Source organism: Mesorhizobium sp. M7A.F.Ca.US.007.01.2.1 (assembly GCF_003998165.1).
Classification (GTDB): domain Bacteria; phylum Pseudomonadota; class Alphaproteobacteria; order Rhizobiales; family Rhizobiaceae; genus Mesorhizobium; species Mesorhizobium ciceri.
On the sequence record NZ_RZQP01000241.1, the window covers coordinates 1 to 8,770 of the forward strand.

11 protein-coding genes and 1 pseudogene are annotated in these 8,770 nt (G+C 63.1%); 5 read left to right on the forward strand and 7 right to left on the reverse strand.

Annotated features, from left to right (window positions below):
* Positions 1-214: 214 nt before the first annotated feature.
* Together EN949_RS29205 and EN949_RS29210 are read right to left on the reverse strand one after the other, a co-directional pair.
* Positions 215-411: pseudogene (locus EN949_RS29205) on the reverse strand (ABC transporter permease); the annotation flags it as partial.
* Positions 412-445: 34 nt separating this feature from the next.
* Positions 446-802 (reverse strand): hypothetical protein, encoded by a 357-nt coding sequence (locus EN949_RS29210; protein ID WP_013530642.1) that lies wholly within the window; start codon positions 800-802, stop codon positions 446-448.
* Between the two features lie 246 nt (positions 803-1,048).
* On the opposite strand from EN949_RS29210, the gene EN949_RS29215 reads away from it, so the two are divergent.
* The gene (locus tag EN949_RS29215; protein ID WP_024501715.1) at positions 1,049-1,489 is read left to right on the forward strand and encodes a hypothetical protein; all 441 of its coding nucleotides are present in this window, start codon (positions 1,049-1,051) and stop codon (positions 1,487-1,489) included.
* Positions 1,490-1,492: 3 nt separating this feature from the next.
* Here EN949_RS29215 and EN949_RS29220 read toward each other — a convergent pair whose 3' ends face one another.
* Positions 1,493-3,115 carry an ABC-F family ATP-binding cassette domain-containing protein gene (locus EN949_RS29220; protein ID WP_013530640.1) on the reverse strand — a complete coding sequence of 541 codons (1,623 nt, stop codon included), beginning with the start codon at positions 3,113-3,115 and terminating at the stop codon, positions 1,493-1,495.
* A 257-nt stretch (positions 3,116-3,372) separates the two neighbouring features.
* On the opposite strand from EN949_RS29220, the gene EN949_RS29225 reads away from it, so the two are divergent.
* Positions 3,373-3,678, forward strand: a complete 306-nt coding sequence (locus tag EN949_RS29225; RefSeq protein WP_024501716.1) for a hypothetical protein — start codon at positions 3,373-3,375, stop codon at positions 3,676-3,678.
* Between the two features lie 73 nt (positions 3,679-3,751).
* Here the strand turns inward: EN949_RS29225 and EN949_RS29230 are convergent, their stop codons facing one another.
* A complete protein-coding gene (locus tag EN949_RS29230; RefSeq protein ID WP_224621835.1) occupies positions 3,752-4,885 on the reverse strand; it encodes a transporter substrate-binding domain-containing protein in 1,134 nt (377 codons plus the stop codon).
* A gap of 240 nt (positions 4,886-5,125) precedes the next feature.
* Positions 5,126-5,725, reverse strand: coding sequence for a YdeI/OmpD-associated family protein (locus EN949_RS29235; protein WP_127366475.1), 600 nt, complete (start codon positions 5,723-5,725; stop codon positions 5,126-5,128).
* Between the two features lie 263 nt (positions 5,726-5,988).
* On the opposite strand from EN949_RS29235, the gene EN949_RS29240 reads away from it, so the two are divergent.
* Positions 5,989-6,600: a hypothetical protein gene (locus EN949_RS29240; protein ID WP_064994075.1), complete on the forward strand. Its 612-nt coding sequence runs from the start codon at positions 5,989-5,991 to the stop codon at positions 6,598-6,600.
* A 24-nt stretch (positions 6,601-6,624) separates the two neighbouring features.
* Here EN949_RS29240 and EN949_RS29245 read toward each other — a convergent pair whose 3' ends face one another.
* On the reverse strand, positions 6,625-7,098 hold the full coding sequence (locus EN949_RS29245) for a cupin domain-containing protein (protein ID WP_027160820.1): 474 nt from the start codon (positions 7,096-7,098) through the stop codon (positions 6,625-6,627).
* Positions 7,099-7,163: 65 nt separating this feature from the next.
* Between EN949_RS29245 and EN949_RS29250 the strand changes: the two genes are divergently transcribed.
* Both EN949_RS29250 and EN949_RS29255 read left to right on the forward strand, forming a co-directional pair.
* The gene (locus EN949_RS29250; RefSeq protein WP_024501721.1) at positions 7,164-7,625 is read left to right on the forward strand and encodes a MarR family winged helix-turn-helix transcriptional regulator; all 462 of its coding nucleotides are present in this window, start codon (positions 7,164-7,166) and stop codon (positions 7,623-7,625) included.
* A gap of 129 nt (positions 7,626-7,754) precedes the next feature.
* Positions 7,755-8,483 carry an SDR family oxidoreductase gene (locus EN949_RS29255; RefSeq protein WP_127371863.1) on the forward strand — a complete coding sequence of 243 codons (729 nt, stop codon included), beginning with the start codon at positions 7,755-7,757 and terminating at the stop codon, positions 8,481-8,483.
* Between the two features lie 16 nt (positions 8,484-8,499).
* Here the strand turns inward: EN949_RS29255 and EN949_RS29260 are convergent.
* A partial coding sequence (locus EN949_RS29260; protein WP_245472533.1) for a LysR substrate-binding domain-containing protein occupies positions 8,500-8,770 on the reverse strand: 271 nt, incomplete at its 5' end.

An 8,770-nucleotide genomic window follows, 5' to 3' on the forward strand; every position in this document is an offset into this window, starting at 1 on the left:
GGCCAAGGTGTGGTCAACCTGTACACGCTTTTTGAGAGCGGATCGGTCCTCGCGGGCTGGCCGTGGCGCATCCTCAATAGGTGCAAATTTTGAAGAAGCACCAAAATTCGATCTGAGCCTTTATCATTGGTTGAACGGCAGTAGTTCGCATCCTTGCGCCAAAAGCTGCCTGTCTGAATTCGGCCCAAAAGCAGCCATTCACCTCAACCCGCCCCTATCTCTCCTCCACAATCCTCAAATAAACCGCCGTCACGAACAGCACGATCAGCCCGACAAGATCCGCCTTGCCCCTTCCGGCATCTGCAGGATCGTCAGCAGCGTCGTCAGCACGGTCAGGATCAGGGCGCCGAGGATGGTGCCGGTGTAGACACCGCGGCCCCCGAAGATCGAGGTGCCGCCAATGACGGCGGCCACCCCGGCGCCTTCTGCCGGAAGGCGCGGCAGGCTATGGATACTTGGTCGGCGGTACGGCAGGGTTCAAATCGCCCTGCAGTTCCTTCGGCAGCGGCAGGCTTGAGCATTGCAGGTGCACTTCGCGGGCGAACAGCTTTCGTTGCTTCTGCTCATGCTCCTTGATGGCTGCGACGAGCCCCATCGAGTATGGACCAAGCAAGACGCCGAAACCCCACCCCGGATGCTCTTTCTCGCGAGCCTCGTAATCCGAAGCCGCCCTGCGGGCCTGCTGGCATGCCGGGGAGGCCCATTTCTGGTCCTGCTGCGAAAGCGACGCCTCATAGTCGACCGGGGAGGTCGCGCACCCAGCCACTGCCGCAGCCAATGCGAGGCAGATTGCGATTCTCATCCGAAGCCTCTCCTAAGCCTTGTGAAGGCCTGCATAGACCTGTTCATCCCACAAGGCGATAGCTGCGGTCAGGTGCCCTCCCCACCCTCCGCCCTCTCCCCGGCCTTCCCGCAGCCGGATTCGAACGATGCCTGGAACCAAATCACGGGGCCTGGAACCAAACCGCGGGCGAGACTGTTCAGTTGTAGCTTTGATCCCACCCAGACATCCTGGCCGGCAAAGCGGCGACATTGAGGAGTTCTCACCATGAAGATTTCATCCGGATTTCGTTCCATCGCGGTTGCCGCCATCGCCACCGCAAGCATCGGCTTTGCCAGCGCCGCGCATGCCGACAGCGGCACCATCCGCTTCGCCGTCTACAAGGCGGCCTTCTTCGTCGGTGGCTCCGGAGGCGAAGGAACGCTGACCTTCCATGGCCGCCGCTATCCCATCTCGGTCGGCGGCGTCTCGGGCGGTCTCGCCTTCGGCGTTTCCAAGACCTATTTCCGAGGTACCGTGCGCCACATCAAACGTGCGCGGGATGTGACCGGGGTCTATGGTGCGGCGGGCGGTGGCGGCGCGCTTGGCAAAGGGGCTCAGGTGATCGTCATGACCAATGACAAGGGCGCCCAGCTCGAATTGACGGGCAGGCAGGTCGGCCTGCAGGTCAACGCCGACCTCAGCGGCATGAGCATCTCGCTGCGGTAAGGGCTAGCTCCTCAGGCCCGGCGCTTCCTGCCCGGTGCGCTCGACATATTCCGTATAGCCGCCGCCATAGGTGTGGATGCCTTCGGGCGTCAGTTCCAGCACGCGGTTGGAAAGCGCCGCCAGAAAATGCCGGTCGTGCGAGACGAACAGCATGGTGCCCTCGTACTGCGACAGCGCCGTGATCAGCATCTCCTTGGTGGCGATGTCGAGATGGTTGGTCGGCTCGTCCAGCACCAAAAGGTTGGGCGGGTCGAACAGCATCAGCGCCATCACCAGCCGCGCCTTCTCGCCGCCTGACAGCACACGGCATTTCTTCTCGATCTCGTCGCCGGAAAAGCCGAAGCAGCCTGCGAGTGCCCGCAGCGGCGCCTGGCCGGCCTGGGGGAACGCGTCTTCCAGTGTCTGGAACACAGTGCGCTCGCCTTCCAGCACCTCCATGGCGTGCTGGGCGAAATATCCCATCTTGACACTTGGGCCCCGCGCGACCGTGCCGGTATCGGGCTCGGAAGCGCCGGCGACCAGCTTCAGAAGCGTCGACTTGCCGGCGCCGTTGACGCCCATGATGCACCAGCGCTCGCGGCGGCGGACCTGGAAATCGAGCCCCTCATAGATGCTGCGGCTGCCATAGCCCTTGTGGACGTTCTTCAGCGTGACGACATCCTCACCGCAGCGCGGCGCCGGCAGGAAATCGAAGGACACGGTCTGGCGGCGCTTCGGCGGCTCGACGCGGTCGATCTTGTCCAGCTTCTTCACCCGGCTCTGCACCTGCGCGGCATGCGAGGCGCGCGCCTTGAAGCGCTCGATGAAGGCGATCTCCTTGGCCAGCATCGCCTGCTGGCGCTCGAACTGAGCCTGCTGCTGCTTATCGGCGATCGCCCGCTGCTGCTGGTAGAATTCGTAGTTTCCGGAATAGGCGGTCAGCGAACCGGCGTCGATCTCGACCACCTTGTTGACGATGCGGTTCATGAACTCGCGGTCGTGCGAGGTCATCAACAGCGCGCCATCATAGTTCTTCAGGAAGGATTCCAGCCAGATCAGGCTCTCCAGGTCGAGATGGTTCGACGGCTCGTCGAGCAGCATGGCGTCGGGCCGCATCAACAGGATGCGGGCCAGCGCCACGCGCATCTTCCAGCCGCCGGACAGCTTTCCGACATCGCCGTCCATCATCTCCTGCGAAAAGCCGAGACCGTCCAGCACTTCGCGGGCGCGGCCATCCAGCGCATAGCCGTCGAGTTCCTCGAAGCGGTGCTGCGCCTCGCCATATTTTTCGATGATCTCGTCCATCTGGTCGGCCTGCTCGGGATCGGCCATGGCCGCCTCGAGGGCCGCCATTTCGGCCGCGACTTCGCTGACCGGCCCGGCGCCGTTCATCACTTCGGCGACAGCGCTGTGGCCTTCCATGTCGCCGACATCCTGGCTGAAATAGCCAATGGTGACGCCGCGATCGACCTGCACCTGGCCTTCGTCTGGCTGCTCCTGGCCGGTGATCATGCGAAACAGCGTCGTCTTGCCGGCGCCGTTCGGCCCGACGAGGCCGACCTTCTCGCCCTTCTGCAGGGACGCCGACGCTTCGATGAAGACAAGCTGACGGCCGTTCTGCTTGCTGATGCTTTCAAGTCTGATCATGCGGTGTCCGGGGAATTTTGCTTGCGTGAAACGATTTGCCCGGCGCCTTACGCGAAGGATAGCCGCAAAGGAAGAGGCGCAAGCGCCGCACACCGCCGATCTCCCCCTCGTGGGGGAGATTGGCAGCTTCACCGCCAGACACACTCCAGAAACAAGATTCAACATCCGGGAAAAACTCGCGAAAACATCGCCTGTCATAACCACCCTCGCGGCGGTCACGCGGCCTGCGGCACAACGCGAAGAAATGGTCCCGAAACATGCAACGACGTTCGACCGGATGGATGGGTGCCCTGACAGGCATTTCGCTCGCCGTGCTTGCGGTCGCACAGTCGGATGCGGCGGTCACCCGGAGCGAATATTGCAGCCGGCTCGGTCTTCAACTCGACGGAGCCATCCAGACCAAAGCCAAACCCGGTGCCAGTGCGAGCCAGATCGCCGAGGCAACGGCACTCCAGGACAAGGCGAACCGGTTCTGTGCCGAGCGCAAGCAGGCGCAAGGCATCCGGACCTATGCCAATGCCCTGAAACTTCTTGGCGTGACACCGGTCGACCTGGACCAGTGACACCAACCATCCGCCACTCTCGGATAGCGACGGCGGTTCTTCCAGCGCATAGCACCGCTGAAATTGCTGCCGGCTACTTCTCGCCCAGATACTGGAAGACGGCCTGCTTCCACCAATCGCTTTCGATGGTCTGCAGGAGGGCGACATCGAGAGACTTGCGCAACGGGCTGCCGAGCGGCAGCGCAATGGCATATTGCTGCTGGTCGAACGTCGCATCGAGAACCTGCAGGCTTGTCGCGTAATTCTGCCCGACCAGCCAGCCAAGCAGCGGCTTGTCGTGCACCAGCGCGTCGATCTTGCCGGCGCGAAGCGCGTTGAGGCCCTGCTGGATCGAGGCAAAGTCCTGATGACGGATCTGGGTCGAATCCAGATAGGACGCCGTCGACGAGCTCTGCACCGCGCCGACCCTGACCGCGGCGAGATCGCTTTCGCCCTGCACCATGCCTTCCATCTGCGTCACCGTCAGCACCGATGTGACACCCGCGGTGAACACCGCGATCGCGATGATCGATCCCATCATCCAGAGCGCGGCCAGCACGCGCCCCGGCACGGTTCGCGGGCCGAAATCACCGGTGCTGGCCTGCGTCGCGGCGATGGTCGACCACCACATGCTGGAAAACAGTCCCTTGGCGACGCCGCCGCCGAAATCGTCATTGTGCCGGCGTTCGAACATCCAGATGAGGACGCCGACCACCACCGATATGATGACCAGCGCCAGAACCGCCTGCAGGAAGCCGAACGACGTCAGGGCATGCAGCACCGGCCGCCATGACGGCTGGTTGTTGAGCGGCGTCGCGATGCCGAGCCCGGTCGTAAAGAAGGGCTGCGTGAAGTCGACGGCCTTTTCGCGGTCCGCCGTGACCGTGATCGCGGCCATCGCCGCATCGAATCTGCCGCTGACGACACCATCGATCTGGTCCTGCACGGCAGGCACTTCGACATAGTGGAAGCGCAGGTTGAGCCGCCCGGCCATTTTCTGCCAGAGGTCGATGCTCAATCCCGACCAGCTGCCGTCCTGCAGCTTGAACGCAAAAGGCGGCGCCTGTTTTATCCCGACCGAGATCTCTTTTGCCGGCGAGGCCGAGGGGGAAGCCAGGTCGGGAGAAGTCTGATCGGGCGAAGTCTGGGCAAGCGTGACCCCGGCTCCCACACACGCGACGATGACAATGAGACCCAGCGCCATCGTCCACGAAGCAACTCTTCTCAACGGCAACGACTCCCAGCGACCGGTCCGCCGCTCGATCGTCGCGGCTTTCGAAGGGTAGCCGCCGTGCCCTCCTCCGTCCACCAGCGATGTCGTTGCTGAAGCGGCCGCGCCACGCCGACCCCGAATTGCGCGAAAACAAGCAGTTGGAACAATTTCGCGATTCAAATCCTGAAGCGCTTCGCGCAACGAGGGATCCCGTGAGGACAGGCTTGTGGCGCCGAAGACGAATTCGCGCCAACCTCACTTCCTGCCTTGCGGATGGATCGTCTCACCACGCTTCAGCATTGCCACAAACGTCTCGATCTTCCTCTTGCGCCCGGCCTCGGTCTTCATGTTGTGAATGCGGAAGGCGAGCGCGAAGCGGTTTTGCGCGTTGAGTTTTTCAAGCATCGCCTTCGCAGCGGGTTCGGCGTCTATGGCTGCTTGCAAATCATCGGGAATTTTCATCTCCTTGCCGCTGCCATAGGCGCGCGCCCAGCGCCCGTCGGCCTTCGCCGTCTCGACCTGTTTGAGCCCATGCTCGGTCATGCGGCCCTCCTCGACCAGCCGCGCCACATTGTCGATATTGATCAGGCTCCAGATGCTCTTCCTGCCGCGCGGCGTGTAGCGCTGCAGGAAGCTCTTGTCGTCCAACCCTTTGCGCACCGCATCGATCCAGCCGAAGCACAGCACCACGTCGATGGCTTGCTTGGGGGTGATCGATTTCAATCCGGACCCCACCTTGTGCATCTTGATCCAGACTTCGGCTTCCGTGGCGTGGTGCTTGCTCAGCCAGGCGTAGAAGCCGGCAGGATCCGCGAATTCGTGGACCTTGGCGGGATCGACCTTGATCGGCGCCATCAGTCGGCCTGCCCGTTCGATGCTGTTGCCGCTCGCGTCATCGCTCTCACTGTCGTCCTGCCTCCGGCATCATGCCCATCGTCATTGGCCAGCATCGTGGCATGAATTGCGTCAGTTTCCGGCAGCAAACTTGGCAGGCGCGCACGGCGTTCCTTCACGCCCGTCGGTCCGAACATTTTTCTTCCCGCCCCACTGTAGAAAGTCCCGGAATACCTGCCATGCTCGTGCTCGGGCACGCCGTCTCGCTCCCGGGGGAATACGCCATGAAATCTCTGTTGCTCGCCTTTGTGTTGTTTCTCCCCACGGCCACCCTCGCCGAGCCGATCGAAACCCGGAAGATCATCACGGCTGTGACTGGCGATTTCAATGGCGACGGCGCCGTCGATCTTGCCATGGTGGTGGAGACCGAACCCGGCCATCCGATGGACGTCCACTTCTTCCTCAGGGACAAGGAGCACAATTACCTCAAACCCGTCGAGATCGTGCACGAGCAGATCCAAGGGGAATGGAACGGCTACGAGCGGGCAGGCTACGAGAACTCCGACACCGAGCCGGAACTGACGATGCTGCCCAACGGCTCGATCAAATTCTACCTGCCAGCGATGGAGATCGGCAGCGAACGGACCGACATGACGCTGACCATCGCCTGGCGCAATGATGCCTTCATCGTCGCCGGCTTCGCCTATGACCACTATGACTATTTGAAGGAGAATGCCGAAAGCGCCTGCGAGTACAATGTGCTGACCGGCAAAGGCACCAGCAGCGAAAAGCAGCCGGACGGCAGCACCAAGCACAGGAACGTCTCGGTCGAAGGCCAGACCATCGCCTTCAAGGACTGGAACCCCGGCACCACCTTCAGCGCTTGCGGCGCGTGATCATCGACGCCTCTTCGACCGACTTCAGCTTGGCGGCGGCGCTGCCGGCGTCAGCCCGTGGCGGCGCATGATATCCATCATCCCAGCCTTGTCCGGCGGACCGCCGGCGGCGGCGTGGAACATGGCGAATATCTCGCGGAAATAGTCCGGACCGATCGCCGCTGGTGTGACGACGCACAGCGCTTTCGCATCCGCGCTGCCATTGTTGTCGAAGCGATGGACTGCGCCGCGCGGGATGCACAGCGCTTCTCCCGGTCCGACCTCGATCGGCTTGCCGTCGACGGTCCAGGTCAGCACCCCCTCAATGCCGTAGATCGTCTCTTCGTAGTGATCATGGCTGTGCGCCGGCGCCAGCAGGCGCAGTCCGCTGGCAACCCTCAACTCAAAGGCGGCGATGCTGCCGTTCGAACTGTCGCCCGTCACCAGGAAGCGAATCGACAGCCCCTTGTCGCCGATGGTCTCATTGGCTGGATTGACCTGAAGATTCATGACCGACATTGCGCAAAGCCCTCCGGTAAATTACATTTACTCGCTATCAGTAAACTCAATTTACCGGATCGTCAATGCCCACCTCAACGGAAGTTCTACAGACCAAGACCGAGAACCTGCTGATCGGCGCCCTGCTGCGCGTGCCGGCACAAGCGATCCAGCGGCGGCTGATCAAGGAGCTCAACGCCGCCGGTTTCGACGAATTGCGCCTGCCGCATATGGCGGTGTTGCAGTTTCCCGGACCGGACGGCGCGCGGCCCGGCACCATCGCCGAGCGTGCCGGCATGAGCAAACAGGCCATCAACCAGCTGCTCAGCAGTCTCGAAGGGTACGGCTACCTCGTCCGCTCCGACATTCCCGGCGATGGCGGTGCGCGCGTGGTGCGATCCACGGAACGCGGTCATGCCGCGTTCTGGAAAATGGTCGATATCCTGCGCGACATCGAGGAGGAATGGCGCACCGAACTTGGGCCGGAGCGCTTTGCCCAGCTGAAAGCTCTGCTGTTTGTCGTCTGGGAAAGTCCGCTGGTGCGCTGAGCCAGAGACGGCGCTCGTCCGCCCTGCTCCATCGGCCTTTCCGATGGCACTATCGGTTTCTTCCGTTTCCTTCTGTCGCGCCGAACTGCCAATTCCTGCCCTTGTCCATCCAAGCAAAGGCAGAGCGAAATGAGCATTTCGAAACAGAAAATCCTGATCGTCGGCGGCGGCTCCGGCATGGGTCTGGCGCTGGCCCGGCACTGCGTGGAGGCCGGTGCGGCGGTTGTCGTCGCCGGGCGCGGCCAAGACCGGCTGCGGCAGGCGCGCGAGGCGCTCGGCAATCCCGCCGGGCTGGAGACGGCCGTCGTCGACATCGCGCGCGAAGACCAGGTCTCGGCGCTGTTCGCAGCGATTGGCGGACTCGACCACATCGTCTGCACCGCAGCCGACATCGAAGGCGCCTACCGGCTGCTGCCGGAGCTTGACCTGAAGGCGGCGCAAAAGGTGGTGGAGAGCAAGCTGTATGGCCCGCTGCTGCTCGCCAAGCACGGTGCGCCGCGGCTGGCAGGATCCGGCTCCATGACCTTCGTCTCCGGTATCGCCGCCTATCGCCCAGCCGCACGCGGCTCCGTCGTTGCTGCTGTCAACGCAGCGCTCGAAGGCCTCGTGCGGGCGCTGGCGGTCGAGTTGGCGCCGATCCGCGTCAATGCCGTGTCACCCGGCTGGGTCGACACCACGATCTGGGCGCAAGTGGCCGGCGACAGGAAGGACGAGACGTTGGCCGCGATGGCCAAGCGGCTGCCGGTCGGGCGGATTGGCCAACCCGATGATATCGCCGACGCCATCGCCTTCCTGATCGGCAATGGCTTTACCACGGGAACGACGCTGCATGTCGAGGGCGGCCACCGCCTGATCTGAACCGCCGCTGCTTCCGTCAGGAGTTGTTTGCAAACAAGGCCTTGGAGCGGTTCGACGATTCAAGTCCTGAACCAGCCTTGGCGGGCTGCAGGGCCGGCACCAGCGTGTCGCGCGCGGCAGTGAGCAATTGCTTAAGCGCCGGCAGCTGGACGCGCCGGCGGCGCCAGATCATCACCAGCGGCGCTGTCCGCATCTGGCCGGGCCATCGCATTTCGACGATGTCGCCGCGTGCGAGCGCATCCGTGACGGCCAGGCGTGGAACGAGGGCGAGCCCCGCGCCGGCCGCC